This is a genomic window from Eisenbergiella porci (assembly GCF_009696275.1).
In the GTDB taxonomy this organism is placed as follows: Bacteria; Bacillota; Clostridia; order Lachnospirales; family Lachnospiraceae; genus Eisenbergiella; species Eisenbergiella porci.
In genome coordinates this window covers 62983-89849 of sequence record NZ_VUMI01000003.1, presented here as the reverse complement: position 1 = coordinate 89849, position 26867 = coordinate 62983, and the positions used below count along the sequence as shown (strand labels likewise).

The following is a 26867-nucleotide window of genomic DNA, read 5'->3' as shown; positions in this document are numbered from 1 at the left end:
AATCATATGAGAAAGTGAGCCTGCCTCGGCAGGCGGTGAGGAGATTGTGAAATGGAAATCTTATACAGGAGTACCAGAAGTAACACGTCAGTAAGCGCTTCCCAGGCAATTCTGAAGGGACTTTCAGAGGACGGGGGCCTTTTCGTACCGGAGAGAATCCCCCAATTGGATAAGACGCTGGAAGAACTGGGCAGTATGACTTACGGAGAAGTGGCTTATGAGGTTATGAAGCTTTTTCTCACTGATTTTACGGAGGAAGAGCTGAAGAAGTGTATTGCCAATGCCTATGACAGCAAATTTGACACGGAAGTGATTGCACCCATGGCGGAAGCGGACGGCGCTTATTTTCTGGAGCTTTTTCATGGAAAAACCATTGCTTTTAAGGACATGGCGCTATCCATCCTTCCTCATCTGATGATTACGGCGGCAGCGAAGAATAAAGCGGATAAGGAAATTGTCATTCTTACGGCAACCTCCGGGGATACCGGGAAGGCGGCCCTGGCGGGCTTTGCGGATGTGCCGGGAACGAAAATTATTGTTTTTTACCCCAAGAACGGCGTCAGCCCGATCCAGGAGAAGCAGATGGTTACCCAGAAAGGGGCCAATACCCATGTGGTGGGTATCCACGGCAATTTTGATGATGCCCAGACCGGTGTAAAGAAGCTTTTTTCCGACAAAGAACTGGAAAAAGAGATGGCGGCGGGAGGATATCAGTTTTCCTCCGCGAACTCCATTAACATAGGACGCCTGGTTCCCCAGATTGTTTATTACGTATATGCTTATGTGCAGCTGCTGGCGGAAGGCAAGCTTGCAAAGGGTGAGAAAATCAACGTGACGGTTCCCACCGGTAATTTCGGCAATATTCTGGCGGCGTTTTATGCGAAGAATATGGGGCTTCCCATCAATAAGCTGATTTGCGCCTCCAATGAGAACAAGGTGCTTTACGATTTCTTTTCCACAGGGGAATACGATCGCAACCGTGAATTCGTGCTGACCAGTTCTCCTTCCATGGATATTCTGATCTCCAGTAATCTGGAGCGCCTGATATATCGCATTGCCGGAAATGATCCGGAAAAGACGGCAGATTTGATGAAAGCGCTGGGCGGTGACGGAAAATATGAAATCACTCCGGAAATGAAAGCGCAGCTGGGTGATTTTTATGGCAATTATGCAAAAGAGGAGGAAGCCTTCGCAAAGATCAGGGCTCTTTATGAGGATACGGGCTATGTGATTGATACCCATACCGCAGTGGCGGCAGCTGTTTATGACAAGTATAAAGAAGCGACAGGGGATAAGGATACCGTAACGGTCATCGCTTCCACTGCCAGTCCCTTCAAATTTACAAGAAGCGTGCTGCAGGCCATTGCTCCCAAATATGCGTATGCTTCCTGGGGAGATTTTGAGCTGGTTGACGAGCTGGCCCGCATTGCCAATGTGGAGATCCCTGCGGCAATCGAAGAGATCCGGACAGCTCCTGTACTGCATGATACCGTATGTGAAAAAGACGGCATGAAGGATGTTGTAAAGAGCTTCCTCGGGCTAAAGAAATAATAAAATATAGAAATAATAAAATATAAAGAAATAATAAAAACCGTGCGGCTCTTACCGGAACTGAACGGTTTTTTATTGCACAAAAAAACAGGCCGGCGTTGTGTGCCGGCCTGTTTATCATTTTCTGTCCCTGAGACTGATATAATCTTTGTCCGTACAAATGGTTTTGTAAGCGGGACGGATGATTTTGCCGTTGTTGGCAAGCTCTTCCATGCGGTGTGCGCTCCAGCCCACCATACGTGCGATGGCGAATATCGGAGTATACAGCTCAGTGGGAAGGCCGAGCATGTTGTAAACGTAGCCGGAATAGAAGTCTACGTTTACGCTGACGCCCTTGTACATCTGTCTTTCCCCGGAAATAACGCTGGGGGCGAGCTTTTCCACCAGATTGTAAAGTTCAAATTCCTTATGAAGCCCTTTTTCTTCCGAAAGCTTTTCCACGAACGTCTTCAGAATAACAGCTCTCGGATCCGATTTGGAATAGACCGCATGGCCAACGCCGTAGATCAGTCCTGCATGGTCGAATGCGTCCTTGCTCAGCAGGCGTTCCAGATAACGGGAAACCTCTTCTTCGTCCGCCCAGTCCTTTACTTCCTTCTTCATATCCTCGAACATCTGCATTACCTTGATGTTCGCACCACCGTGACGGGGACCCTTCAGGGAGCCGATGGCAGCAGCCATTACGGAATAGGTATCCGTCAGAGAGGAGGTTACAACATGGGTTGTAAAGGAGGAGTTATTGCCGCCGCCGTGCTCCATGTGCAGAATCATACAGATATCCAGGATTCTGGCTTCCAGTGGGGTATAAGAGCTGTCGGGACGCAGGATATGGAGGATATTTTCCGCCATGGAGCCTTCGGTCATCGGCTGATGGATGAAGAGACTGTTGCCGTCATGATAATGGCTGTAAGCCTGGTATCCGTAAATGGATAGCATCGGGCAGAGACTGATAAGCTGTAAGCACTGTCTGAGTACATTGGGAAGGGAAACATCATCCGCCCTGTCATCATATGAGTAGAGCGTCAGGATGCTTCTGGCAAGCGTGTTCATCATATCCTTGCTGGGGGCCTTCATAATGATGTCCCTCACAAAGCTTGTGGGGAGGCTTCTGTAATAAATAAGCAGCTTTTCAAATTCGGCAAGCTCTTCCCTGGTGGGCAGCTTGTTGAAAAGCAGAAGAAATGTAACCTCTTCAAAACCAAATCTGTTATCCTTATGGAAACCTTCAACTAGATCGTTAACCTCATAGCCTCTGTAAAAAAGGTGACCGTCGCAGGGGACCGATTTACCATCCGCCATCTTTGTAGCGCGTACATCGGAAATATTCGTTAGTCCGGCAAGCACACCTTTTCCGTTCAGATCACGAAGTCCTCTTTTGACATCGTATTTGGTGTAAAGCTCGGTATCGATGACACCTGCTTCTTTGCTTAATTCAGCCAACCGTACGATTTCGGAAGTAACATCAGAATAGCTGTTGTGCTCTTCCATTCAATCAACCACCTTTCCTCATAATATTATTGTCTGCTTTGCTTTTCATCCGGCCATTTTTAGTTTGACACGTTAAAAAAGAAAAGTAGATAATTAACATAATAACATGGATGAGAATTTGAAACAAGAAAAAATGTATTTATTTAGAAACATTTAACATTTCGTTCACGATTCGGGATGGCTTTTTTGTGCGTATTGTATTACAATATTAAGCGGTATCGTGGTATTGTCCGGTTTTTCCCAGGAAGGACTTTTGTTATGGACTTCCGGCGGTCATTATGAAAGGGGCATCCCGGGGAGAACCGGACGATACCGCAGTAGCACTAATATAGGAAGGAAGGTGTTGAAGAAAATGGATAAAAAAGAAATATTAGGACATATTGACCACACCCTTTTAAAACCCTATGCCGTATGGGAGGACATTGAAAAGCTGTGCCGGGAAGCGGTGGAATATGGAACGGCATCCGTATGCATTCCTCCCTGCTATGTGAGCAGGGCGCATGATAAGTTCGAAACGCTTAATATCTGCACGGTAGTCGGTTTCCCTCTGGGTTACAGCGTGACCGCAGCGAAGGCGGCGGAAGTGGAACAGGCGGTCAGAGACGGCGCCAACGAAATAGATATGGTAGTGAATATCAGCGATGTTAAGAATCATCAGTACGGCAAGGTGGAAGCGGAAATCCGCATGCTGAAGGAAGCCTGCCAGGGCCGTGTGCTGAAGGTGATTATAGAAACCTGCTTCCTGACGGAGGAAGAGAAAATTGCCATGTGCCAGGCGGTTACCAAGGCCGGGGCGGATTATATCAAGACCTCCACAGGCTTTGGCACGGGAGGGGCTGCTCTGGAGGATGTTAAGCTTTTCAAAGAGCATATCGGCCCCGGCGTAAAAATCAAGGCGGCCGGCGGCGTGAAAACCAGAGAGGATCTGGAGATGTTTCTGGAGGCGGGCTGCGACAGAATCGGAACCTCCTCCGCAGTGGGGCTTCTAAAGGGGGAGACCGCAAAGGATAATTGATGCCGTCAGGCAGTGGATTTATCAGACAGAGGATTTATCAGACAGCCAACAATACCGGGCCAGGTGCCCGGCAGGAAAAAGGAGAAAAGGTTATGAATCAGGTAATACAGGAGCGTATTACTGCGCTCAGGAAGGTGATGGAAAGGGAAGGCGTGGACTATTACATGGTGCCTACGGCCGACTTCCATAATTCCGAATATGTGGATCAGTATTTTAAAATGAGAGAATATCTTTCCGGCTTCACAGGCTCTAACGGGACCCTAGTGGTCAGCGCCGGGGAAGCGGGACTGTGGACGGACGGACGCTATTTTATCCAGGCGGAGAACGAACTGAAGGGAACAGGCATCCGGCTGTTCCGGATGCTGGACGAGGGCGTGCCCACCATTCAGGAATATCTGCAGGCGAATATGAAGGAAGGCCAGACGCTGGGCTTTGACGGCAGAGTAGTGGATACCGCTTTCGGCTGCAGGCTGGAGAAGGCGCTTTCTGATAAGAAAATTATTTTTGCATATGATAAGGATCTGGCGGATGAGGTATGGGCGGACAGGCCCGGGCTGCCCAGCCACCCGGTCATGGTTCTTGAGGAAGCCATCTGCGGAAGGACTGCCGGAGAAAAAATGGCAGAGGTCCGCAGCGCCATGGAAAAAGAAGGAACCGATGCATTCCTGTTAAGCAAGCTGGACGATATCATGTGGCTGTTCAATATCCGTGGAGGGGACGCGGAGTGCAATCCGGTGGCCCTTTCCTATGCTTATCTGACAGCAAAGGAATGTTTCCTTTTCAGCCAGGAGACGGAGGTGACGGACGCGCTCAGGGAGCACGCTGCCAAGTACGGCATCGTCCTGAAAAAGTATGATGAAACAGCGGACTTCCTGAAAAACAGGACGGAAAAGGAATGTGTTCTCTATGACGGACGTAATACCAGCTATGCCCTTTACCGCACCCTTACGGAAAAAGGGGAGTGCAGGGACGCAAAGAATCCCACGGAGCTGATGAAGGCTGTGAAAAATGAAGTGGAGCTTGCACATATGGAGGAAGTATACCTCAAGGACAGCGCGGCAGTGTGCAGGTTTATTTACTGGCTGAAGAAAAATGTGGGCAAATTGAAGATTACTGAGGTAACTGCGGCGGATTATCTGGATCATCTCAGAAGCGAAATCGACGGTTATCTGGATCTGTCCTTCCCCACCATAGCAGGCTACAAAGAAAATGCGGCTATGATGCATTATGAAGCCACTCCTGATAACTGCAAGGAGCTGGAAGCGGAAGGAATGCTGCTGGTGGATTCCGGCGGACAGTATCTGGGAGGCACTACGGATGTGACCAGAACCATTGTGCTTGGCCCCGTCTCAGAGGAGATCAGGGAGCATTTTACGGCGGTGGCTGTGGGGATGCTGCAGCTGACCAACGCCAGGTTCCTGTATGGCTGTACGGGAAGAAACCTGGATATTCTGGCCAGACAGCCCATGTGGGACAGAAATATCGATTATAAATGCGGCACCGGCCACGGCGTAGGCTACATTCTGAACGTGCACGAAGGACCGCAGGGAATCCGCTGGCGTTTTGCGGAAGGACAGAGCGAGTCAGTGATCGAGGCGGGCATGGACGTAACAAATGAACCCGGCGTTTATATAGAAGGAAGCCACGGAATCCGTACGGAGAATGTGATGGTTGCCCGCAATGGCGTGAAGAACGGGGATGGACAGTTCATGTATTTTGATACCCTTACCTATGTGCCCATTGACCTGGAAGGGATCAACCCTTCCCTAATGGAGCCGGGACAGATCAGGATGCTTAACGAATACCACAAAGCTGTTTATGAGAAGATTTCTCCTTTGCTTACGGAAGAAGAGAGGCTCTGGCTGAAGGAAGAGACAAGGGAAATATAAAATTATTCTTAAATCGCTAAATTAGAATTAGAAAATCTTGACTTTTAAACCCTGCTTTGAGATAATAATACAGATGTGCAGGCACGATTACGGCGGTTACGCTGTGAAAATGCCGCATCGGTGCGCTTTTCACTGCCGCATTGGTGAAAAGATGCGCATTGCAAGGCGTGAAGCCGTGGATTTGCAACAGAAACGGCTCTTCGGACAAGCCTAAACAGCTGCTGTCTTGAGGGGGAAAGGCTGCAATCACGCGGTACATAATACACACAAATAAAGGAGGACGTACTAATGTCAACAAAAGCGTATTATCCAATTTCCGAAATCGGCGCTGGTAAGACAGGTTTTTCCAAAACCAGATCTATCATTGAAGCTGCATTTTACGGAAATAATGTAGTTAAGATCAATACTCTGAAAGAGGCTTATGATCTTGCTAAGAATTCTCCTGGTACTGTTGTAACAGATATGCCTATTTACAGAGGCGATGAAATCGGACTTGAGAGAGATTCCAAGGTTCTTCTGTTCAACGACGGCGCAGTTACGGGCCGTTATGCAGGAGCACGCCGCATCAAAGGCGAGCCTGGTGTAGATGCCGCAAAGCTTGACAAGGTAGTTATGGATGCTGTTTATGAGACACGTTGGAAAACAATGTATCATGCAGAAGTATATATCGGCCTTGATCCTGAATTTATGGTTAAAGCTCATCTGCTCATTCCGGAAGGCGAAGAGAACATCATGTACTCCTGGATGTTGAACTTCCAGTATATGTCTGATGAGTATGTAAGAATGTACAAGAACTCCAAACCTGTTGGAGACGGCAAAGAAGCTGACGTTTATATCTTCTCCGATCCTCAGTGGGCACCCACCAACCATCCGGATGTTGATTACAGCTGCTTAAGCGATCCTCTGACACTGTGCTACTTCGATACCAACGAAAACTGCGCAGCTATCCTTGGTATGAAATACTTCGGAGAGCACAAGAAGGGTACTCTGACAATGGCATGGGCTATTGCCAACAGAAACGGATATGCTTCCTGCCACGGCGGACAGAAGGAATATACCCTTCCCGATGGAAGAAAGTATGTTGCTTCCGTATACGGTCTGTCAGGATCCGGAAAGTCTACTCTGACACATGCAAAGCATGGCGGAAAGTATGACATCAAGGTTCTTCATGATGACGCTTTCATCATCAATACAGATACCTGTGCTTCCATCGCTCTGGAGCCTTCTTATTTCGATAAGACCGCAGATTATCCTACAGGATGTGAAGATAACAAATACTTATTAACGGCTCAGAACTGCTCCGCAACTCTGGATGAGGACGGAAAAGTACAGCTGGTAACTGAAGATATCAGAAATGGTAACGGACGTGCTATCAAATCCAAATTATGGTCTCCTAACCGTGTAGATAAGCTTGACGCTCCCGTTAACGCTATTTTCTGGATTATGAAAGACCCTACCATTCCTCCGGTAGTTAAACTGAAAGGATCCGCTCTTGCATCTGTAATGGGTGCAACCCTTGCTACCAAGACATCTTCCGCAGAACGTGTTGCAGCAGGAACCGACCTGAACGCTCTTCGTATCGTTCCTTACGCTAACCCTTTCAGAACTTATCCTCTGGCTAACGACTATGAGAAGTTCAAAAAGCTGGTTGAAGAGAAGAACGTAGACTGCTACATCATCAACACAGGCGATTTCATGGGCAAGAAGGTTAAACCTGCCGATACTCTTGGAATTCTTGAGACCATCGTTGAAGAAAAAGCAGAATTCAAGCCTTGGGTACCTTTCTCCGATATTGAAATTATGGATTGGGAAGGCTTTGTGCCTGACCTGAAGGATCCTGAATATGTTGCCCAGTTAAAGGCTCGTATGCAGGACCGTGTAAATGCGGTAGAAGGTTTCGCAACCAAGAAAGACGGCTACGACAAGCTTCCTGACGAAGCACTCGCAGCTCTGAAGAAGGTTGTTGACGAAGCTAACACTCTGTAATTTTTAAAGAAGGGAAGGGGAGGGTTAGTAACTGTTCAGACCTGTCTGAACAGTTACAAGGGTGGTTAACGGCCTTTCCTTTCCTTTTTTTTTCTGTTGTATTTTCAGTACGATCAGGATATAATATAACTAACCTGAAATGTTCGATAACTCTTGTTGTTTTGAACCTACATTTACTTTAAACGGGACTCCTACATTGCCGTGTGGATGTCAGGCCCTCATTGCGCAGGGGAAGGCAGAAGCGCCGGTTGCGGTAACCCACCTAGCAGATAGCTAGGAGTCAAAAGACAAGAGCCGGCATTTTGGGGGGACACAAAAGATAAGAGCAGCCTTCAATGGCTGCTTTTTTCAATCATTGAAACTTTCTGTACTGTTGAATATAAGGGGAGTTTATGGAAAGAGGCGGACGGGAAAGAGACAGCAGACAAAATCATCCTGCACGGTCTGCAAGGCGAAATAGCACCATGCAGACACAGGGGCATAACCGGTATCTGGATGAAAAAAGAGACGCGCAGAGAAGGAAAGCGGAACGCAGGGCGGAAAAACGTCTGGCCGCCATAAACCGCGCCGGAAAACAGCAGAATCGCAGGCAGTCCCGGGGCAGGAGCTATAGTTTTGCCGGAAGAGCTGGCCTGAAGGAAAGAGCTGGCCTGAATGGAAGAAATGCTACATACGGGGGAAATCCTCCGGGCGGAAGATGGATGAAGCTGACTGTGATTGTACTGGGGGCTGTGCTGCTGTTTCTGCTGCTGATTCAGGCAATTGTGGAGATTACGGTACCCCGTACCGAAGGAGAATATCTGTCGCTTCAGGAGGCAGGGAATATGACCTGGCTGTTGGCGGATACTGCAGGAATTACGGACAGTAATGCATATGCATCGATTTTTGCTCAGGAGGCGTCCTCGGCCAGCGACGGTATGCTGACCTTTTCCCAGTGGAAGCAGATTACGGAGCTGTTTCCGGATTGCGCTTTTGAGCTTCCCGGAGGCTATCGGAAAAAGGAGAAGGTGCTGCAGGAGGACTGGTACCGTTTCTTTGATGAAGCAAGGAGGGTGTATGACCAGGAGGGGCGAATCCACGATATGGATTTGACACCCATTGGTTTTGGAGCTTCCGTTACGGATGCAGACGGCAGGGCGCTGGAAGAAAATGCTCTGATATCTGCGGAAAGCGCATATACTTATATGAGTGAACGGATCAGGGATTGTCTGTTTTTGCCGATAGTAGTGGTGGAAAGAGACGGTATTCTGTATGCTCTGAGGGAAAAGACGGGTACACAGTCTGAACTGTCCAACATCTGGCTTATGGAAGTGGAAGCGGATGCCCTGCGCTGCTTCTGGAACGATTATGAGCTTACGATTTCCATGCCGGAAGGGAAAGCGGAGCAGCTGGGAGCTTCCAGGGAACAGGTGGCGGATCTTTCTTTTGCGGACGGGGCGCTGACGGCGATTCATATGCGCACCGATAAAGTTTCCGGCAAGCTGTTAAAAATCAGGGACAATGGGGCGGAAATTGAAGGCCAGGGCTTTTATCCTTTTGCTGAAGAGCTGAAAATTTACAGGCTTTACGGAACTCTGAAAAAGTATAATACCACCGATTTATGTATCGGCTATGATTTTACGGATTTTGTAATAGAAGATGGGGAGATTCAGGCCTGTCTGGTAGTCAGGGAAGAAGCGATGGAGAATATCCGGGTGCTGGTTAAGACCTCGGATTTCGGAAGCGCTTTCCATGAAACTCTGGAAATGAAGGCAGACTGCGATCTTTCTGTGATATCAGGCCCTTATGAAGCAAGGCAGACAACGGTGGTGCCTGCGGGAGAAATACTCACGATAGGAAAAGACAGCGAGCTTTTTGCGGGGGGACGCGTCCGCATTGAGCCTGCGGTGCTCACCGGGCATATCAGCCTTCTGAATGTAAACCGCAGCCAGGGAGTGCCCTCATACCGTGGAAGCCTGGAGCTGGAAAAGCAGCAGGATGGGATCGTTGTGATTAACGAGGTGCTTTTAGAGGAGTATCTTTACGCGGTGGTTCCCAGTGAAATGCCTTCCTCATATCCGTTGGAAGCGCTGAAAGCACAGGCGGTATGCGCAAGGACCTATGCCTACGCGAAGATGCTGCATGCGGGGCTGCCCGCTTACGGCGCCCATGTGGATGACAGCGCAGGATTCCAGGTGTATAACAATATTACGGAAAATGTGGAAACGACCAAAGCGGTAAAGGAGACGAAGGGCGAGCTGGTTTATTACGGTGAGCAGCTGGCGGATACCTATTATTATTCCACCTCCTGCGGTTATGGGACGAATACGGGAATCTGGCTGAATTCCGTTCCGGAAAATTTCCCTTATCTTCAGGCGAAGGCCGTAAATGTAGCGGGAGTGACCGATGTGCAGGGAGATGCGATTGACGAAAGCGTGAATGAAGCGGATATCAGTCCCGCTGGCTCCATGATGACTGAGGAGGAATTTGCCGCTTTTATCACTACCACCAGGGATTCTGATTTTGAAAAAGACGAAGCCTGGTACCGGTGGACCTATCAGGTGGATCAGCTTGACAGTACGATTCTCTATTCCAATATTGTAAAGCGGTATGAAGCCAATCCGGGTGCGATTTATGTCCGCCAGGCGGATGGCGGCTTTACCAACCAGGCTCCGGTGGATCCGGGCCGGATTACGGATATTTACATCGCCGCCAGAAATGCCGGCGGTGTGGCGGAGGAGCTGGTTATCGAAGGAGAGAACGGAGCGGTAATGGTGAAAACGGAGCACAATATCCGTTATGTCCTGAGCAACGGCACCAGCAAGGTAATCCGCCAGGACGGAAGCGAATATAATGCGGCCTCCATGCTTCCCAGCGCCTTTTTTACCATGGAAACTGGAAAAGAAAATGGATATGTGGTAGGATATAGTTTAATTGGCGGCGGCTTCGGCCATGGAGTGGGCCTGAGCCAGAACGGCGCCAGAAGTATGGCGGCGGATGGCTGCGACAGCGACACCATATTGGGATTTTTCTATGAAGGAAGCAGCGTAAAAGCGGTTTACTGACCGTTTTCTGCGTCTCTGACGCGGGAACGGCGGCGCCGCGCTGGCAGTTGCGGCGCCGATGCGGGATGGGCTCATCCCAATCAAAGACCCCGCTGCAAGCAACGGGGTATCAAACTTGCAGCGCTGCAGAGCAGCGGGGTATTTGGTCTACGCTCCGCTTCGGTCGGTGCAAAACATGTGCCACTGGCACATAGCACCCCTCGCGGCAGTCGCCAAATATCCATGCAAGCATGGCTACTTGGCTCGTTGCTCGCGGGAATAAATGCCATAAGCAGATTACAAAATAAAACGCAGGAAAGGAAAAGCGGTCAATGAGAATTTACAGGATTCTGAGAGGGTTTGGAAGACAGATGTCCCGTGCAAATGTGAATGCATATGCGGCCAGCACCGCCTTTTTCCTTTTTCTGTCTCTGATCCCCATGGTCATGCTGATTTGCTCCATCATACCTTATACGCCGCTGAAGGAATCCGATCTGACAAAGGCTGTCCTGCTTTTGCCAACAACGATTTCTCCCCTGCTGTCCTCTTTGATTGCGAGCATTTATGACAATTCCTTTGGAATCATGAGCGCCGCGGCGATTGTGACTATCTGGTCCGCGGGTAAGGGCGTGCTGGCGCTGATGCGCGGGCTGAATGCCATGAACAGCGTGGTGGAGGACCGGAACTATGTGCTGCAGAGAATTATAGCCTCCTTTTACCTGATTATTTTTCTGATTACCATCATATTTTTATTGATTGTAATGGTATTCGGAAATCTGCTGGCGGACACCATTGTGCGGCATGTGCCCCAGATGGAGGATCTCTTCGCGCTGCTGCTGCATTTCAGGGGGCTTTTTTCCTGGTGCGTCATGATCCTGATATTTGCGGTGATGTATACCTATATACCCAACTGCAAGCTGAAATTTTCCCACCAGATTCCCGGTGCCGTATTTTCCGCAACCACCTGGAATATTTTTTCCTGGGGCTTTTCTGTTTACGTCCAGCACTTTAACGGATTTGACATGTACGGCAGCCTTACCACAATCGTCATCGTAATGCTCTGGCTTTATTTCTGCTTCTACCTTTTCCTGATCGGGGCGCATATCAACAGGTTCCTTGCCCCTTTCCGAAGAATCAGGGAACAGACGGCATATGGAAACGTAAGAAAATAAAAAAATCACCGGGGTACGGTGATTTTTTTATTTTACAGTAATTACAGGGCAGCCAGCCGCCGCGTGTTCTCGGGATTCATAAGTGTGAGACCGGACACCGGCGATACTAAGCGGCTTCCCAAAGGAAAACGCCGCCGCACTCCTCCCGGAACTGACTGCATCTATATTATAGTCAGTTCCGGCGGCTTTTGCAAGTTTTTAGAGTAACATGGGTTGACAGCCCGGAAGGTTTGTGATACATTAACGATAGTTTATAGCAAATGAATCATTTTCTAAAAACTGTGATGGGAAGAAGTAAGGAAAAGAAGAACCTACAGAAAGCAGCCGGCAGATGAGAGGCGCAGGAGATACTTTCCCGAATACATCCCGGAGTTTCGCACCCAAATCGTTAAGAGAGTAGGCTGCGACGGAAAGCAACCGTTATCCTGCGAAGAGTATCGCTGATGTTGGCCGGACTGCAGGCCGGAGACAGGACAGTCGTACTCGAAGAGGCAGACAGTGTGAGCTGGCTGCGAATGAAGGTGGTAACACGGGTAACAGACACTCGTCCTTTTTTCCGGATATGACGGAAAAAGGGATTTTTTTATTTTCGCGGGCAACGAGCCAAGCAGCCATGCTTGCATGGATATTTGGCGACTGCCGCGAGGATCAAAGACCACGTTGTTTGCAGCAGGGTTGATTTAAGGAAGAAATACGAGCGGAAAACCTGGCGGCGGCCTGAGAAAAATGTGAAAGAGGTAACTGTGGGTTACCGGACAGTTACAAAAGGAGAATGAAAAATGAAGGTATTTGAAGAATTAAGAGCACGCGGACTTCTGGCGCAGCTGACGGACGAAGAAGAAATCAGGGAACTGGTGAATGAAGGAAAGGCTACTTTTTATATTGGATTTGACCCTACGGCGGACAGTCTCCATGTAGGGCATTTCATGGCGCTTTGCCTGATGAAGCGTCTTCAGATGGCTGGAAACAAGCCCATTGCCCTGCTGGGAGGCGGCACCGGCATGATCGGGGATCCTTCCGGAAGAAGCGATATGCGTACCATGATGACAAAGGAAACCATTGACCATAACTGCGAATGCTTCCGGAAGCAGATGAGCAAGTTTATTGATTTTTCAGAAGGAAAGGCAATTCTGGCAAACAATGCGGACTGGCTGCTGGATCTGAACTACGTGGAGCTGCTGCGTGAGGTAGGCGCCTGCTTCTCCGTAAATAACATGCTGAGGGCGGAATGCTACAAGCAGCGTATGGAGAAGGGGCTGAGCTTCCTGGAATTTAACTACATGATCATGCAGAGCTACGATTTCCTCATGCTGTACAAGAAATACGGCTGCAATATGCAGTTCGGCGGCGATGATCAGTGGAGCAACATGCTGGGCGGTACGGAGCTTATCCGCAGAAAGCTGGGCAAGGATGCATACGCCATGACCATTACCCTGCTTTTGAATTCCGAAGGAAAGAAGATGGGCAAGACCCAGAAGGGAGCCGTATGGCTTGATCCCAACAAGACTTCACCCTTTGATTTCTACCAGTACTGGAGAAATATCGACGATGCGGACGTCCTGAAATGCCTGCGTATGCTTACCTTCCTTCCCATCGAGCAGATCGATGAAATGGACAAATGGGAAGGCAGCCAGCTCAACCAGGCCAAGGAAATCCTGGCATTTGAGCTGACCAAGCTGGTGCATGACGAGGCGGAGGCTGCGAAGGCCCAGGAAAGCGCAAGAGCGCTCTTTACCGGCGGGAATGCGGCAGAAATGCCCACCGCAGAGCTGACGGCCGCAGACCTTAGCGAAGGCAACATTGATATTTTGGATCTGCTGGTTAAATCCGGCCTGGTAGCCTCCCGTTCCGAGGGCCGCCGCGCGGTGGAACAGGGCGGCGTATCCATGGATGGAGAAAAGGTAACTGACATCAAGGCTGTTTTTGCAGGAGAAGATTTCCACGGGGAAGGAAAGGTCCTGAAACGCGGCAAGAAAAACTTCAAACGTATTGTTGTAAAATAAGCCTTATCTCAGCCGGCTTCCATTCCTGTTTTTTTAGTCATATTCATTCCCTTCCGCTGCATATATTTGTAACAGCTAGGCACAGCGGAAGGGGATTTTTTTATGGACACTTTGCATACACAAAATTTATACAAAGACATTCAGTTAAGAACCGGCGGAGAAATCTACATCGGTGTGGTGGGACCGGTGCGAACCGGAAAGTCCACCTTTATCAAACGCTTCATGGATTTGCTGGTGCTGCCCTACATTACGGACGAAGCAGAAAAGGTACGCGCGCAGGATGAACTGCCTCAAAGCTCAGGCGGGAAAACAATTACCACAACAGAACCCAAATTCATTCCCAAGGAAGCTGCCCAGATCACGCTGAGCGGGGATGTGAACGTAAAGGTGCGCCTGGTGGACTGTGTGGGCTTCATGGTGGACGGTGCGGCCGGGCACATGGAGGACGATGAAGAACGGCTGGTAAAAACCCCCTGGTTTGAATATGAGATTCCGTTCACTCAGGCGGCGGAGATCGGCACCAAGAAGGTTATCAACGATCATTCCACCATAGGAATCGTGGTGACCACAGACGGCAGCTTCGGGGAACTGAAAAGAGAAAACTACATACCGCCGGAGGAGAGGACCATCCAGGAACTGAAAAAGCTCCATAAGCCTTTCCTTGTTCTGGTGAATTCCCAAAGGCCCTATGGGGAAGAGGCCCAGCACACAGCGGCGCAGATCCAGGAAAAATACCATGTAACGGCGCTTCCCGTCAACTGTGAACAGCTGAAGCGTGATGACATCAACCAGATAATGGAAAAGGTGCTTTACGAATTCCCGGTGACCATGATCGAATTCTATATGCCGAAATGGGTGGAAATGCTTCCCAATACCCATAAGCTGAAAGCGGATCTCATCGAAAAGGTGCGCACGATGATGGAAGGCATTGATACGGTCAAGGATGTGGTGGAAACCCAGGTGGCGCTGGACAGCGAATATATCAAGCGCTGCATTGTGGAAAAAATCAATATGGCGGACGGCAGCATCCGGGTGGTTCTGGATGTGGACGATAAATATTACTACGAGATGTTAAGCGAGCTTATCGGAGAAAATGTGGCCAGCGAATATCAGCTTATTTCCGTATTAAAGGAAATGTCCAGAATGCGCAGGGAATATACGAAGGTGCTTCACGCCATGGAATCCGTGCGGCTGAAGGGCTACGGGGTCGTAACGCCGGAGCGGGCGGAGATTAGGCTGGAGAAGCCGGAGGTCATCAAGCACGGCAACAAGTTCGGTGTGAAGATCAGGGCGGAAAGCCCGTCCATCCATATGATAAAGGCCAACGTCATCACGGAAATCGCGCCGATTGTGGGTACCCAGGAACAGGCAGAGGATCTGATCAGCTATATCGCGGATGCGGAGAAGGACTCAGACGGTATCTGGGAAACCAATATTTTCGGCAAAACGGTGGAACAGCTGGTCAATGACGGCATTACAAGCAAGATCGCCATGATCGGGGATGAAAGCCAGGTGAAGCTGCAGGAGACCATGCAGAAGATCGTCAACGACAGCAATGGCGGGATGGTATGCATCATCATTTAATAAGGAAAAGTAAAAACCGGAAGGCGGCTGTGGAAATGCGTATCCACAGCGGTGCCTTCCGGTTTTTTCACTAGGAATTGGCAGGGGTTTCTGCTATAATGATACATTATATGGCTTATGCGGGCCAGAATAACCATAATAAAGGAGGCTTATCTATGAATCCCGTATATGATAAATTGTTGAAATGCTACGACAGCTTTAAACGTAAGATTGATTTCCAGCCGGAGGTTGCCATTGTGCTCGGCTCCGGGCTGGGCGATTATGCGGATGATATCAGAGTGGAGGCGGAGCTTGACTATCATGAGATAGAAGGCTTCCCTGTTTCCACCGTTCCGGGACATGCCGGGAAATTTATTTTCGGATATGTGAAAGATGTGCCGGTGGTCTGCATGAAGGGCAGGGTCCACTATTATGAAGGGTATCCGATTTCCGATGTGGTGCTTCCCACCAGGCTGATGAAGCTGATGGGTGCGAAGGTATTGTTTCTGACCAATGCATCCGGCGGAATTAATCCTTCCTTTACGGCAGGGGATTTTATGATGCTTAAGGATCATATTTCCCTTTGGGCGCCCAACCCGCTGATTGGCGCCAACATTGACGAGCTGGGAGTGCGTTTCCCGGATATGACGCACGTGTATGACGAGGATCTGCAGGAGCTTATCAGGGAAGCTGCGAAGGAGCAGGGAATTTCCCTGAAGGAAGGGATTTATGCCCAGCTTACGGGACCGTCCTTTGAATCGCCGGCAGAAATTCAGCTGCTTCACAAGCTGGGTGTGGATGCCGTGGGAATGTCCACTGTTGTGGAGGCCATTGCAGCCAATCACATGGGAATGAAAATCTGCTGCATTTCCTGCGTATGCAACCTGGCGGCAGGCATGACGGATAACCCGCTTACCCACGAGGAAGTGCAGGAAGCGGCCAATGCGGCGGCTCCCAAGTTCAAGGCCCTGGTGACGGAATCCGTGAAAAAATTCGGCGCAGCCTTAAAATAACGGCTGCAAAACGGGGAGATGGAGATGACAGACTATCGTAATTTGATTAAAGAAGCGATTCGGGCGCGGGAAAATGCCTATGCGCCGTATTCGGGCTTTTATGTGGGGGCCGCGCTGCTTGCAGCCTATGAACAGGATGGAAAGCCGCTTATTTTTACCGGCTGCAATATTGAAAATGCGGCGTTTACCCCAACCAACTGTGCGGAAAGGACGGCTTTTTTCAAGGGCATCAGCGAGGGTGTGAGAGCATTCCGGGCGATTGCCATTGCCGGCGGGAGGCAGGGGGCGCTTTCGGATTATACCATGCCCTGCGGCGTGTGCCGTCAGGTGATGATGGAGTTCTGCAATCCGGAAACCTTTGAGGTAATCGCAGCGGTTTCCGAAGATGATTACAGGGTTTTCAAGCTGAAGGAGCTTTTGCCGGAAGGGTTCGGCCCGGACAATCTGTAGCGGGAATGCTGCGGGCGGGAGCTTTCTGCAGGGAAGAAAGGCCGCGCGGCGAAGAGAGCGCTTCGGCTATAATAAATAAGGAGAAAATTTTAACATGAAAATACGTTTGTACAATGCCAGAATCATTACAATGGCGGAAGGCTGCAGTCTGCTGGAAGGGGAAATCTGGGTGGAAAACGACAGGATTCTCTATGTGGGAGACGGTACGGATCTGGATGCGTTCTGTAAAAGGACAGGCATCCCCGGCCTGGCTGTGGATAAGGAAATTGACTGTGAGGGAAATGTGCTCATGCCCGGCTTTAAGGATGCGCATACCCATTCGGCCATGGTGGCCATGCGTTCCTTTGCGGATGACATGCCGCTGCAGGAATGGCTGAACACAAAGATTTTCCCTCTGGAAGCGAAAATGACGGAGCAGGATAATTACGATCTGACGCAGCTGGCCATCCTGGAATATCTGACCACAGGCGTAACCTCTGTATTTGACATGTACCTGTCACCGAAGGATATCGCCCGGGCATGTGTGGATATGGGAATGCGCTGTGTGCTGGTAAGCGGTCTGAACAAATTCGGCCCGGCGCTTGAGGTGATGGAGGAACGCTACCTGACTCTGAACCGGATGCATCCGCTGATTTCCTATATGCTGGGCGTCCATGCGGAGTACACCTGTTCCAAGGAGCTGCTGGAGCAGGTGTCGGAAATGGTGCACAAATATAAGGCGCCTCTTTTTACCCATATTTCTGAAACAAGGACGGAGACGGACGAGTGTCTGGAGCGCTACGGCATGACTCCGCCGCAGTTCCTGGATTCCCTGGGACTGTTTGATTATGGCGGAGGCGGCTATCACTGCGTTCATTTCACGGAAGAGGATATGGATCTGTTCGCGAAAAAGGGGCTGCATATTATAACCAACCCTGGCTCCAACACGAAGCTGGCCAGCGGCGTGGCGCCGATTACCCGTTTCCTGGAAAAGGGAATCAATGTGGGGATAGGCACGGACGGCGCCTCCAGCAACAACTGTCTGGATATGTTCCGTGAAATGTTCCTGACCACGGGCCTTGCCAAGCTGAAGGAAAAGGATGCTTCTGCAGTGGACGCGGAGGAAGTGCTGAAAATGGCCACGGTCAACGGGGCGAAGGCCATGGGGCTTACGGACTGTGACATCCTGGCAGAGGGCAAGAAGGCGGATATCATCATGATCGATCTGCATCAGCCGAACATGCAGCCGCTTAACAACATTGCCAAGAATATCGTTTACAGCGGAAGCAAGCAGAACGTAAAAATGACCATGATTGACGGACGGATTCTTTACTATGACGGCAGGTTCCTCTGCTGTGACGATGTGGAAGCGCTTTATGCAAAGGCAAATGAGATCATTGCCAGGCTCAGCGCCGAATAACAAAATACGGGTTCCGGCGCGGCTGCTCAGTTTAGGGACAGCTGCGCCGGAATTTTTTTGCGACAGGACTGCTTTTACACTTTCCGTGAGAAAGGCGGCATCTGGATCATCTGCTGAAAAGGACCTCTGACGCCAGAATTCGCCGACGGAATTCGACAAAAGGGCATAGACAAAAATTGGATTTCAGTATACAATTAGTAACGTGTTCTTTAATTTATTACACTACTATTTAACACAATCTTAGGAGGTAGGGAGATGTTAGAAAAGTTCTTCAAACTGAAGGAAAACAAAACCGATGTGAAGACAGAAATCATGGCCGGTATTACCACGTTCATGACAATGGCTTACATCCTTGCGGTTAACCCCAACATTCTTTCCGCGGCGGGAATGGATGCTCATGCGGTTCTGATCGCAACTGCGCTTGCTGCATTTGTCGGCACAGCCATGATGGCACTGTTCGCAAACTATCCGTTTGCACTGGCTCCCGGTATGGGCCTGAATGCTTATTTTGCTTATACCGTAGTACTGAATATGGGATATTCCTGGCAGATCGCTTTAATGGCGGTATTTGTAGAAGGTATTATATTTATCATACTTTCTCTTACCAATGTGCGTGAGGCGATTTTCAATGCCATTCCCATGACACTGAAATCCGCAGTCAGCGTTGGTATCGGACTTTTCATCGCCTTTATCGGACTTCAGAATGCTAAAATCGTTGTAAACAGCGATGCAACACTGCTTACCTATCAGTCCTTCAAGGGAGATACCTTCCATTCCATCGGTATCGGCGCTATCCTGGCCCTGATTGGCGTTCTGATTACTGCCATTCTTCTTGTAAAAAGAGTAAAGGGCGGCATCCTTTTAGGTATAATTATTACATGGATACTGGGAATTATCTGCGAACTGGTTGGCATTTACGTTCCCAATCCGGATGCAGGCATGTATTCCGTAATCCCTTCCGCAATCGTAAGCTTTGACTTTTCTTCCTTCGGCCAGACCTTCGGCCAGGTATTCAAGGCAGATTTCTCAGGAATCCGGATTCTTGATTTTATTGTAGTAATGTTTGCGTTCCTGTTTGTTGACCTGTTTGATACGCTGGGAACACTGATCGGTGTAGCATCCAAGGCCGATATGCTGGACAAGGATGGCAAGCTGCCCAGGATTAAGGGCGCCCTGATGGCAGATGCAGTGGCAACAAGCGTCGGCGCTATTTTCGGTACTTCCACCACCACCACCTTTGTAGAAAGTGCATCCGGTGTAACAGAAGGCGGACGTACGGGCCTGACAGCGATTACCACAGGACTTCTGTTCCTGCTTGCGCTGATTTTCTCACCCCTGTTCCTTACCATCCCTTCCTTTGCAACAGCTCCTGCACTGATCATTGTAGGCTTCTATATGATGGGTGCGGTTGTGAAGATCAACTTTGAAGATATGTCGGAAGCGATTCCCTCATTCCTGTGCATTATCGCTATGCCTCTGGCATACAGCATTTCCGAAGGTATCGCCATCGGCGTTATTTCCTGGACACTGCTGAACCTGCTGACAGGAAAAGCAAAGGACAAGAAGATCAGCATCCTGATGTATGTGCTTACAGTCCTGTTTATTCTGAAATATATTTTCCTGTAATCAGCAAAACGGCAATTTCACATTTATGGCGGAAATCCATGCGGAATCGTCATGAGATAATTGCAACTGTGAGGGGGAAACAGTTATCTGCCCGGATTCCTCACAGCTGCTGATAATTACATAATAAAGAAGCTTATGAAAAGAGCCTCTGCCGTCCATGTGACCGCGGAGGCTCTTTTTTGACAGAACAGCATTTTAACCGACAAGGGAATGGCAGGGAAAACATAAATTTTTATAAATTTTTCCGGGAAGGATAAACAGATGGAAAAATGTATGGTACAATATCCCGGAAGCTTATTGGGCGGCAAATGTATAGAACAGAGCTGCCGAAGTGATAAAAAGATTACAGTTCAACGAATGTATAGCGGCGGCAGGCAGCCGGCCCACCGCGCAGCGATTTTGAATGGCGGGAGGCAGCCGCAGTTGGGCCTGGGCAAAACTGTGGCCTGAAAAGGAGTGATAATATGCATAACCAGTTGACAGAAAATGATATCAAAAGAATGAAGGAAGAGATTGAATACAGGAAGCTGGTAGTACGCAAGGAGGCGCTGGAGGCGGTGAAGGAAGCCAGGGCCCAGGGCGACTTAAGTGAAAATTTTGAATACTATGCGGCCAAAAGAGAGAAGAACCGGAATGAAAGCAGAATCCGTTTCCTGGAGAGGATGATCAAGACGGCGGAGGTGATATCCGACGATTCCAAAGAGGACGAGATCGGTGTAAACAATACGGTGGAGCTGTTCTTTGAAGAGGATGGTACAACGGAAACGATGAAAATCGTCACCACCATGCGCGGAAATTCCCTGGAAGGCCTGGTGAGCACGGAATCCCCCATTGGCAGGGCGCTTCTGGGACACCGGGAAGGGGACAGGGTATACGTTGAGGTGAACAGCAGCTACGGCTACTATGTGGTGGTCCGTTCCATCCGGAAAACCATTGACGACGGCTCTGATAAAATCAGGAGCTTTTAAGGCGCTTCAGGTGCTGCCGGCAAGCCGGCCTGCGGATGGTTTATAGGAAAAGGACGGGAAAGGAATGGCTATGAAAATTACTTATATCGCGCACAGCGGCTTTTGCGTGGAGCTGGAGAAACATGTGCTGCTGTTTGACTATTTTACAGGAGAGCTTCCTTCGTGGGATAAGGAGAAAACAATATTGGTATTTGCTTCCCATAAGCATCAGGATCATTTCAGCCTGAGAATTCTGGAGCTGCGGAAGGAATATCCTCATATACATTATTTTTTCGGAAATGATATCAAGCTCAAGCCCGACTATCTGCTCCGCAAAAAGGCGGATCCGGAGGCGCTGTCCGATGTAACGGTGATGAAGGCGCATGAACAGACCGGTTATGGCGGGGAAAGCCAGGCTGTGACAGTCCGTACGCTGAAATCTACGGATGAAGGCGTTGCGTTTCTTGTGGAAGCGGAGGGGAAGACCTTTTACCATGCAGGGGATTTAAACTGGTGGCACTGGGAAGGGGAGCCCGCGAGCTGGAACCGGAATATGGAGACCGGCTTCAGGCGGGAAATCGACAGCATTGCAGGAGAACGCTTTGACGCGGCTTTCGTACCGCTTGATCCCAGGCTGGAAGCGGCGTATGGCCTGGGGATGGATTATTTTCTCCAGAAGACATCGGCAACCCACGTATTCCCCATGCATATGTGGGAGGAATACGGCTATATTTCCAAATATAAGGAAACACAGACCGGACGGCAGCACGCGGCGCAAATCGTTGACATCAGCAGACGCGGAGAAGAATTTGTGCTTTAAAAAAGCAGGAGGAACTTGCATATGGAATCGCTTATGATACTGGTGCTCGTCATAGCGGCCGTATTGGCCGTATTTATAAAGGGAGCGGCGGATGAACGCGTAAAGCAGCGCAGGCAGAAGCGGAAAATACATGAAGGCTTCGGCGCAGTGCCGGACAGAGACTATTCGGACGAGGAGCTTTCCAGCATACCCGGCTATTTTTCCATGCATCAGGAGCCGGAGCAGGTGGATGACATCACCTGGAACGATCTTGGCATGGATCAGCTTTTTTTCCGGATGAACCAGACCTATTCCTCCGCCGGACAGGAATATCTCTATTATCTGTTGAGGACCCCGCAGCTGAAAGATGCAAAGGCGCTGGATGCCATGGAAGAAAAGATTACCTGCTTCGGGCAGCAGGAGCAGATGCGTGAACAGCTGCAGTATGCCTATATGCAGCTGGGCAGAAGCGGAAAATATTCCGTCTACGATTATCTGAATTACCTTGACAATCTGGGAGAGCGCAGCAGCCTTTCCCATATAATCTGCGATCTTCTGCTCATTCCGGCCATTGGCATGGTTATCGTTTCCCCGCCCATTGGCATGATGTTCCTTTTCCTTCTTTTTACGGTAAATATTTTCGGCTATATGAAACAGAAGCATGAAATCGAGCCTTATCTTACCAGCTTTGCCTATGTCCGCCGGATACTGGATTTTTCAGCCCGGATCAGGAAAATGGACATCCCCGTGCTGAAAGAGGAATGGGAGGAACTGAAAATACTGGAGGGCAAATTCGGCAAATTCCGTTACAGCGCCATGCTCGGCATGCGCGGAAGCGATACGGCGGGAGATCCCCTGTCCCTGATACTGGACTATGTAAATATGCTCCTTCACCTGGATCTCATCTGCTTCAACACCATGCTTAAGGAGGTCAGGAAGCACCTGCCGGACATCGACAGAATGATCACCATTGCCGGAAAAACGGAAGCCTGCATAGCCATCGCCTCCTACCGTGCGTCCCTGGCTTCCGGCTGGTGCAGCCCGCGCCTGACGGAGGACAGCAGGGAAAGCGTACGCCTTGAAATCAGGGGACTCTATCATCCTCTGCTGGAAGAGCCTGTGAAAAATGATATTCTGGCAAAGCAGGGAATCCTGGTCACCGGCTCCAACGCCTCCGGAAAATCCACCTTTCTGAAGGCCGTGGCTCTGAATGCACTGCTGGCCCAGACAATCCACACCTGCACCGCCGATTTTTATTCGGGGAGCCTGTACCGCATCATGACCTCCATGGCCCTGCGTGACGATTTGGAAGGCGGGGAAAGCTACTATATTGTGGAAATCAAATCCCTGAAACGGATTCTGGATGCGGCAAGGGAGGGCAGCGCCCCTGTCCTCTGTTTTGTGGACGAGGTCCTGCGGGGCACCAACACCGTGGAACGGATTGCCGCCTCCACCCAGATCCTGCGAAGCCTCAGCCGCCCCGGCGTCCTCTGCTTTGCAGCCACGCATGACATTGAGCTGACGGAGCTGCTGGCGGACTGCTATGACAATTACCATTTTGAAGAAGAAATCATGGAAGGAGACATTCTTTTCAATTATATACTCCGCTCCGGAAAAGCAATGACCCGCAATGCGATACGCCTGCTCGGCATCATCGGCTATGAAAATGCAATCATTGAAGAAGCCAATGCACTGGCCGCACATTTCCTGGAAACCGGAAACTGGACGTAACGGCGGAAAATACCATACAGTGACATCCGGACAAAAATGACTATTGCAAGAAATGAGGGAAAATCAATGAAAGTAACCATATACACAGACGGAGCCGCAAGAGGAAACCCGGAAGGCCCCGGCGGCTACGGAACCATTCTCCAATATGTGGATCAGAAAGGGAACCTGCACGAAAAAGAACTCTCCGGCGGCTATATCAAAACCACCAACAACCGCATGGAGCTCATGGCGGTCATAGCCGGGCTGGAAGCCCTCAACCGCCCCTGTGAGGCTGAGGTTATCTCAGACTCCAAATACGTAACGGACGCCTTCAACAAACACTGGATAGACGGCTGGCTCAAAAAAAACTGGAAAGGAGCCTCGGGCCCCGTTAAAAACGTAGACCTCTGGAAACGCCTCCTGAAAGCCGCCGCCCCTCACACCGTCACTTTTACCTGGGTCAAAGGCCACGACGGCCACCCCGAAAACGAACGCTGCGACACCCTGGCCACCACCGCCGCCGACGGCACCAACCTGCTCCCGGACCCCGGAATCTCACTCCCCCTCTTGACGGCCTGTACCAATAAATGTTATGATAAATAAGACCGCGGGGCAACACCGCGCCGAAATCGAAAGCCTGTGATTCAGGCAAGGGGTTTGAAGCAAATGGCTGATTTTACATTATTTTTGAATTCATTTTTATCCTATTTACTGCTTTTTGTGCTGATTGCAGTGCTGGCTGTTATTGCCGTTGCAATCGGCATCACCATGCGGAAGAAGAAAAATGCCAGGGAGGCTGCGGAAGCCCTGACCCGGGGGACAGAAGAAGCACAGGCGCCGGGAACGCAGTTCTGACAGAAAACCAGGAGAAATGTTTACGTTTAACCAAAAGAGTGGGGATGTCCCGCTCTTTTTTGTGAGTAGTGCGGGGATTTGCCATGCCAAAATCATCGAATCAGAAGCTGAAGCTGCTTTACCTGCTGAAAATCCTGCGGGAAGAAACCGACGAGGAGCATTTCCTCAATTCCCAGCAGCTCATTGAGCGCCTTGCCCGGTGGGATATCAGCGCGGAACGGAAAAGTATCTATGATGATATTGCCCGGCTCATGGATTTCGGTTATGATATCGTCCATGTGAAAAATAAGGCCGGCAGCGGCTACTATATGGGTTCCCGGGAATTTGAGCTTCCTGAGCTGAAGCTTCTGGTGGACGTGGTTCAGGCCTCCCGTTTTATCACCCAGCGCAAATCCAGGGAACTGATACAGAAGCTGGAGCAGTTCGTCGGCGCCAAGGAAGCGACGCAGCTGCAGCGCCAGGTATATGTGGCGGGCAGGGTGAAGACGGAAAACGAAAGCATTTACTATAATGTGGATTTCATACACAGAGCCATTCAGGAAAACAGACAGATTTCCTTTCAGTATATGGAATGGACGCTGGATCGGAGGCTGGTTCCCCGTAAAGGCGGGGAGCGGTATGTGATCAGCCCCTGGGCGCTGTCCTGGAATGATGAAAATTATTATCTCATCGGCTATGATGCGGCAGCGGATCAGCTGAAGCATTACCGGGTGGATAAAATGGGCTCCATCCAGCTGACGGCATTGGAAAGAGAGGGCGGCAGCGCTTTTAAAAGCTTTGATATCGCCGCTTATACCAATAAAACCTTCGGTATGTACGGAGGAAAAGAAGAGACGGTGTCCCTGGAGTTTGCGGACAGGCTGATCGGCGTGGTGATTGACCGGTTCGGAAAAGAAACGGACATCCGCAGGCTGGCGGAGGGAACCTTCCGTATCCGGGTGAAGGTGGCTGTTAGCGGACAGTTTTTCGGGTGGCTGACAGGCCTTGGAATCCAGGCCAGGCTTACCGGGCCGCCGGATGTGGTTGAGGAATACAAAGAATATCTTAAAAAAATAAACAAACTGTATGAGGAAGGCCGTTTTGAGGAAGCATAACAAGGAACGGCAGACAGGAGGAAGACATGGAGCTTCATTTTGCATCCAGAATGAAGGATTATGAGGAAGGTATTTTTCAGGTATTAAATGAAAAGAAAAATGAACTGGAGCGGCAGGGGAGAAAGGTGTATAACCTTTCCGTGGGAACACCGGATTTCAAGCCGCAGCAGAGGATCATCGACGCAGTGGTGAGCGCGGCGGGAAAGCCTGAAAATTATAAATATGCGCTTCGGGATCTGCCGGAGCTGACGGACGCGGTGATCAGCCGCTATCAGAGACGCTACGGCGTGCAGCTGGAGCCGGAGGAAATCATGTCCGTCTATGGTTCTCAGGAAGGGATCGCCCATGTAGGCCTTTCCCTCTGCGATGAAGGCGATATTGTCCTCGTGCCGGATCCGGGCTATCCGATTTTTGCCATCGGGCCGTCTCTGGCGGGAGCGAAGCTGGTAACCTATCCCTTAACGGAGGAAAACTACTGGCTACCCGATCTGGAGGCGTTGGGGGAAACGGCGGATAAAGCAAAGTTTATGATAGTTTCCTATCCGATGAACCCCATATGTAAATGCGCCCCCCATTCTTTTTACGAGGAACTGATTCCCTGGGCGAAGGCACATGAACTGGTCATCATCCATGATAACGCCTATTCGGATATCATTTATGACGGAAGGCAGGGGATTTCCATTCTTTCCATTCCGGGGGCAAAGGAAGTTTGCGTGGAATTCTATTCCCTTTCCAAATCCTATAACTATACGGGGGCCAGGATGGGCTTCCTTACCGGAAACAGGGAGCTGGTGCAGAACTTCAAAAAGCTGCGTTCCCAGATTGACTACGGAACATTCCTGCCTGTGCAGTACGGAGCCATTGCAGCGCTGACCGGGCCGGACGAGCCTGTGCTTCTCCAGTGTGAGGAATACAGGAAAAGAAGGGATGCCCTGTGCGGCGGCTTCCGTTCCATCGGCTGGAATGTGCCGGACAGCGAAGGCACCATGTTTGCCTGGGCGCCTGTACCAGAAGGTTTTGAAGACGATACCGCATTCGTCATGGAGCTTATGGAGAAAACAGGCGTGCTGTGTACGCCGGGAAGCAGCTTCGGCGAGCTGGGAAAAGGACATGTACGTTTCGCCCTCACCCTGCCTGTGGAGACGATCAGGGAGGCTGTGGAAGCAGTCAGAAGGAGCGGAATCCTTTCCAGATAACAGGAGAAAGGCAGATATCGGGACAGGGAAAGGAGAAGCAGCAGTTTGGCTATCCGGGCTGTTGCAGGAAGAAAAATGAAAAGCGGAA

20 protein-coding genes, 1 other RNA gene and 1 other annotated feature are annotated in these 26867 nt (G+C 50.0%); of the genes, 20 read left to right on the top strand and 1 reads right to left on the bottom strand.

The features are described from left to right. Window positions 1-51: 51 nt before the first annotated feature. Window positions 52-1551, top strand: a complete 1500-nt coding sequence (thrC, locus tag FYJ45_RS02690; protein WP_154463375.1) for a threonine synthase — start codon at window positions 52-54, stop codon at window positions 1549-1551. 117 nt (window positions 1552-1668) lie between these two features. Here the strand turns inward: thrC and FYJ45_RS02685 are convergent, their stop codons facing one another. Further along, the gene (locus FYJ45_RS02685; RefSeq protein WP_154463374.1) at window positions 1669-3039 is read right to left on the bottom strand and encodes a citrate/2-methylcitrate synthase; all 1371 of its coding nucleotides are present in this window, start codon (window positions 3037-3039) and stop codon (window positions 1669-1671) included. A gap of 352 nt (window positions 3040-3391) precedes the next feature. Here FYJ45_RS02685 and deoC point away from each other — a divergent pair, with 352 nt between their 5' ends. The 19 genes from deoC to FYJ45_RS02590 all read left to right on the top strand — a co-directional run bounded on the left by deoC (window position 3392) and on the right by FYJ45_RS02590 (window position 26779). After that, window positions 3392-4054, top strand: a complete 663-nt coding sequence (gene deoC / locus FYJ45_RS02680) for a deoxyribose-phosphate aldolase (RefSeq protein WP_154463373.1) — start codon at window positions 3392-3394, stop codon at window positions 4052-4054. 92 nt (window positions 4055-4146) lie between these two features. Then, window positions 4147-5943 carry an aminopeptidase P family protein gene (locus tag FYJ45_RS02675; RefSeq protein WP_154463372.1) on the top strand — a complete coding sequence of 599 codons (1797 nt, stop codon included), beginning with the start codon at window positions 4147-4149 and terminating at the stop codon, window positions 5941-5943. Between the two features lie 288 nt (window positions 5944-6231). Continuing rightward, window positions 6232-7929 carry a phosphoenolpyruvate carboxykinase (ATP) gene (locus FYJ45_RS02670; RefSeq protein ID WP_154463370.1) on the top strand — a complete coding sequence of 566 codons (1698 nt, stop codon included), beginning with the start codon at window positions 6232-6234 and terminating at the stop codon, window positions 7927-7929. 128 nt (window positions 7930-8057) lie between these two features. Further along, window positions 8058-8242, top strand: a non-coding RNA gene (gene ssrS, locus FYJ45_RS02665) — 6S RNA. Window positions 8243-8321: 79 nt separating this feature from the next. Further along, complete coding sequence (locus FYJ45_RS02660; RefSeq protein ID WP_154463368.1) at window positions 8322-10973, top strand: SpoIID/LytB domain-containing protein; 2652 nt, start codon at window positions 8322-8324, stop codon at window positions 10971-10973. Window positions 10974-11284: 311 nt separating this feature from the next. Further along, window positions 11285-12124: a YihY/virulence factor BrkB family protein gene (locus tag FYJ45_RS02655; RefSeq protein WP_021636382.1), complete on the top strand. Its 840-nt coding sequence runs from the start codon at window positions 11285-11287 to the stop codon at window positions 12122-12124. 272 nt (window positions 12125-12396) lie between these two features. Continuing rightward, window positions 12397-12679: a binding site (T-box leader), on the top strand. A gap of 224 nt (window positions 12680-12903) precedes the next feature. Beyond that, window positions 12904-14127, top strand: coding sequence for a tyrosine--tRNA ligase (gene tyrS / locus FYJ45_RS02650; RefSeq protein ID WP_021636377.1), 1224 nt, complete (start codon window positions 12904-12906; stop codon window positions 14125-14127). A gap of 111 nt (window positions 14128-14238) precedes the next feature. Continuing rightward, window positions 14239-15711, top strand: coding sequence for a stage IV sporulation protein A (gene spoIVA / locus FYJ45_RS02645; protein WP_025491053.1), 1473 nt, complete (start codon window positions 14239-14241; stop codon window positions 15709-15711). Between the two features lie 155 nt (window positions 15712-15866). After that, entirely contained in the window at window positions 15867-16703 is an 837-nt protein-coding gene (locus tag FYJ45_RS02640) for a purine-nucleoside phosphorylase (protein ID WP_025491054.1), read from the top strand. A gap of 18 nt (window positions 16704-16721) precedes the next feature. Next, a complete protein-coding gene (locus FYJ45_RS02635; protein WP_021636373.1) occupies window positions 16722-17153 on the top strand; it encodes a cytidine deaminase in 432 nt (143 codons plus the stop codon). Between the two features lie 94 nt (window positions 17154-17247). Further along, window positions 17248-18552 (top strand): amidohydrolase family protein, encoded by a 1305-nt coding sequence (locus FYJ45_RS02630; protein ID WP_154463366.1) that lies wholly within the window; start codon window positions 17248-17250, stop codon window positions 18550-18552. Between the two features lie 255 nt (window positions 18553-18807). After that, entirely contained in the window at window positions 18808-20178 is a 1371-nt protein-coding gene (locus FYJ45_RS02625) for an NCS2 family permease (RefSeq protein WP_021636370.1), read from the top strand. Window positions 20179-20642: 464 nt separating this feature from the next. Beyond that, window positions 20643-21146, top strand: a complete 504-nt coding sequence (locus tag FYJ45_RS02620; protein WP_025491058.1) for a GreA/GreB family elongation factor — start codon at window positions 20643-20645, stop codon at window positions 21144-21146. 64 nt (window positions 21147-21210) lie between these two features. Then, a complete protein-coding gene (locus FYJ45_RS02615; protein WP_235930519.1) occupies window positions 21211-21945 on the top strand; it encodes an MBL fold metallo-hydrolase in 735 nt (244 codons plus the stop codon). Between the two features lie 21 nt (window positions 21946-21966). After that, complete coding sequence (locus FYJ45_RS02610) at window positions 21967-23655, top strand: MutS-related protein (protein WP_154463364.1); 1689 nt, start codon at window positions 21967-21969, stop codon at window positions 23653-23655. A 66-nt stretch (window positions 23656-23721) separates the two neighbouring features. After that, the gene (rnhA, locus tag FYJ45_RS02605; protein ID WP_154463363.1) at window positions 23722-24237 is read left to right on the top strand and encodes a ribonuclease HI; all 516 of its coding nucleotides are present in this window, start codon (window positions 23722-23724) and stop codon (window positions 24235-24237) included. 63 nt (window positions 24238-24300) lie between these two features. After that, on the top strand, window positions 24301-24489 hold the full coding sequence (locus FYJ45_RS02600; RefSeq protein ID WP_154463361.1) for a hypothetical protein: 189 nt from the start codon (window positions 24301-24303) through the stop codon (window positions 24487-24489). Window positions 24490-24572: 83 nt separating this feature from the next. After that, entirely contained in the window at window positions 24573-25583 is a 1011-nt protein-coding gene (locus FYJ45_RS02595) for a helix-turn-helix transcriptional regulator (protein WP_154463359.1), read from the top strand. 26 nt (window positions 25584-25609) lie between these two features. Next, complete coding sequence (locus FYJ45_RS02590; RefSeq protein WP_154463357.1) at window positions 25610-26779, top strand: pyridoxal phosphate-dependent aminotransferase; 1170 nt, start codon at window positions 25610-25612, stop codon at window positions 26777-26779. Window positions 26780-26867: the final 88 nt, after the last annotated feature.

Coding starts and splice junctions, on each gene's coding strand:
- FYJ45_RS02675 (WP_154463372.1), top strand. CDS start 4,147: ATGAATCAGGTAATACAGGAGCGTATTACTGCGCTCAGGAAGGTGATG.
- FYJ45_RS02625 (WP_021636370.1), top strand. CDS start 18,808: ATGTTAGAAAAGTTCTTCAAACTGAAGGAAAACAAAACCGATGTGAAG.
- FYJ45_RS02655 (WP_021636382.1), top strand. CDS start 11,285: ATGAGAATTTACAGGATTCTGAGAGGGTTTGGAAGACAGATGTCCCGT.
- FYJ45_RS02620 (WP_025491058.1), top strand. CDS start 20,643: ATGCATAACCAGTTGACAGAAAATGATATCAAAAGAATGAAGGAAGAG.
- FYJ45_RS02615 (WP_235930519.1), top strand. CDS start 21,211: ATGGCTATGAAAATTACTTATATCGCGCACAGCGGCTTTTGCGTGGAG.
- thrC (WP_154463375.1), top strand. CDS start 52: ATGGAAATCTTATACAGGAGTACCAGAAGTAACACGTCAGTAAGCGCT.
- FYJ45_RS02590 (WP_154463357.1), top strand. CDS start 25,610: ATGGAGCTTCATTTTGCATCCAGAATGAAGGATTATGAGGAAGGTATT.
- FYJ45_RS02685 (WP_154463374.1), bottom strand. CDS start 3,039: ATGGAAGAGCACAACAGCTATTCTGATGTTACTTCCGAAATCGTACGG.
- FYJ45_RS02610 (WP_154463364.1), top strand. CDS start 21,967: ATGGAATCGCTTATGATACTGGTGCTCGTCATAGCGGCCGTATTGGCC.
- deoC (WP_154463373.1), top strand. CDS start 3,392: ATGGATAAAAAAGAAATATTAGGACATATTGACCACACCCTTTTAAAA.
- FYJ45_RS02660 (WP_154463368.1), top strand. CDS start 8,322: ATGGAAAGAGGCGGACGGGAAAGAGACAGCAGACAAAATCATCCTGCA.
- FYJ45_RS02595 (WP_154463359.1), top strand. CDS start 24,573: ATGCCAAAATCATCGAATCAGAAGCTGAAGCTGCTTTACCTGCTGAAA.
- FYJ45_RS02600 (WP_154463361.1), top strand. CDS start 24,301: ATGGCTGATTTTACATTATTTTTGAATTCATTTTTATCCTATTTACTG.
- tyrS (WP_021636377.1), top strand. CDS start 12,904: ATGAAGGTATTTGAAGAATTAAGAGCACGCGGACTTCTGGCGCAGCTG.
- FYJ45_RS02630 (WP_154463366.1), top strand. CDS start 17,248: ATGAAAATACGTTTGTACAATGCCAGAATCATTACAATGGCGGAAGGC.
- FYJ45_RS02635 (WP_021636373.1), top strand. CDS start 16,722: ATGGAGATGACAGACTATCGTAATTTGATTAAAGAAGCGATTCGGGCG.
- FYJ45_RS02640 (WP_025491054.1), top strand. CDS start 15,867: ATGAATCCCGTATATGATAAATTGTTGAAATGCTACGACAGCTTTAAA.
- rnhA (WP_154463363.1), top strand. CDS start 23,722: ATGAAAGTAACCATATACACAGACGGAGCCGCAAGAGGAAACCCGGAA.
- FYJ45_RS02670 (WP_154463370.1), top strand. CDS start 6,232: ATGTCAACAAAAGCGTATTATCCAATTTCCGAAATCGGCGCTGGTAAG.